Genomic DNA, 1,945 nt, shown 5'->3' with positions numbered 1-1,945 from the left:
GACCAAGGGCGGCATCATCATTCCGGATACCGCCAAGGAAAAGCCGCAGGAAGGCGAAATCGTCGCCGTCGGCAGCGGCATTCGCGACGATAGCGGCAAGCTGATCGCGCTCGACGTCAAAGCCGGCGACCGCATTCTGTTCGGCAAGTGGTCGGGCTCCGAAGTGAAGCTCAATGGCGAAGAGCTTCTGATCATGAAGGAAGCCGACATCATGGGCGTCATTGGCTGATAGCCGGTCGTTTCTTTCTATCCCTTTCGTAAGACCATTGGGCGATGAGCCCGGGAGTTCGTTCTATGGCTGCCAAGCAAATCAAATTCGGTCGAGACGCGCGCGAAAAGATGCTGCGTGGCATCGACATCCTCGCAGACGCCGTCAAGATAACGCTCGGCCCGAAGGGCCGCAATGTCATCATCGATAAGTCCTATGGTGCACCACGCATCACCAAGGATGGTGTGACTGTCGCCAAGGAAATCGAGATTGAAGACAAGTTCGAGAACATGGGCGCCCAGATGGTCCGCGAAGTTGCTTCGAAGACCAACGACATCGCCGGCGACGGCACCACGACGGCAACCGTTCTCGCCCAGGCGATCGTTCGGGAAGGCACAAAGGCTGTTGCAGCCGGCATGAACCCGATGGACCTCAAGCGCGGCATCGATCTTGCAGTGACAGAAGTTGTCAAGGGTCTTGTCGCCAAGGCCAAGAAGATCAGCACTTCGGAAGAAGTGGCCCAGGTCGGCACGATCTCCGCCAATGGCGAAACGGAAATCGGCCAGTACATCGCTGACGCGATGCAGAAGGTCGGCAATGAAGGCGTCATCACGGTTGAAGAAGCCAAGACCGCCGAAACCGAACTCGAAGTCGTCGAAGGCATGCAGTTCGACCGTGGTTATCTGAGCCCGTATTTCGTCACCAATGCCGAGAAAATGGTTGCTGAACTGGAGGACGCCTATGTTCTCCTTCACGAGAAAAAGCTTTCCAACCTGCAGGCCATGCTCCCGGTTCTCGAAGCCGTCGTTCAGACCGGCAAGCCGCTCCTGATCATCTCGGAAGACGTCGAAGGCGAAGCGCTTGCAACCCTCGTTGTCAACAAGCTGCGTGGCGGCCTGAAGATTGCTGCCGTCAAGGCTCCGGGCTTCGGCGATCGCCGCAAGGCGATGCTCGAAGACATCGCCATCCTGACCGGTGGCCAGGTCATCTCCGAAGACATCGGCATCAAGCTCGAAAACGTCACGCTCGAAATGCTCGGCCGCGTCAAGAAGGTGACCATTACGAAAGAGAATACCATTCTCGTCGATGGTGCCGGCAAGAAGCCGGAGATCGAGGGTCGTGTTGCCCAGATCAAGGCTCAGATCGAAGAAACCACGTCCGACTACGACAAGGAAAAGCTGCAGGAGCGCCTGGCCAAGCTTTCGGGCGGCGTCGCCGTGATCCGCGTTGGCGGTGCGACTGAAATCGAAGTCAAGGAAAAGAAGGATCGTATCGACGACGCGCTGAATGCGACGCGCGCTGCGGTCGAAGAGGGTATCGTTCCCGGCGGTGGCACGGCGCTTCTGCGTGCTTCGATCGTCCTCGACATCAAGGGCGCGAACGAAGACCAGACCGCCGGCATCAACATCGTCCGCAAGGCGCTTCAGTCGCTGGTTCGCCAGATCGCTGAAAATGCCGGTGACGAAGGTTCGATCGTTGTTGGCAAGATCCTCGAAAGCAATACTGACAACTACGGCTACAACGCCCAGACCGGCGAATATGGCGACATGATCGCCATGGGTATCGTCGATCCGGTCAAGGTTGTCCGCACAGCCCTGCAGAATGCAGCTTCGGTTGCCGGCCTGCTCGTCACCACCGAAGCCATGATCGCCGAACTTCCGAAGAAGGATGCCGCTGGCGGTATGCCTGACATGGGCGGCATGATGTAACGCGTTTTCATTTCGGAACCACGGTCGT

General features: G+C 57.9%; 2 protein-coding genes. Both read left to right on the top strand.

Annotation, left to right across the window (positions count from 1 at the left end; genetic code table 11):
• Positions 1-229 (top strand): co-chaperone GroES (locus tag AC1D17_RS28760; protein WP_477568606.1); only part of this gene is annotated, 229 nt, incomplete at its 5' end.
• Positions 230-294: 65 nt separating this feature from the next.
• Entirely contained in the window at positions 295-1,917 is a 1,623-nt protein-coding gene (gene groL, locus AC1D17_RS28755; protein ID WP_477568605.1) for a chaperonin GroEL, read from the top strand.
• Positions 1,918-1,945: the final 28 nt, after the last annotated feature.

The sequence above is a fragment of the Pararhizobium sp. P1_E7 genome, assembly GCF_056405855.1.
This window is presented reverse-complemented; position numbering and strand designations above follow the sequence as displayed.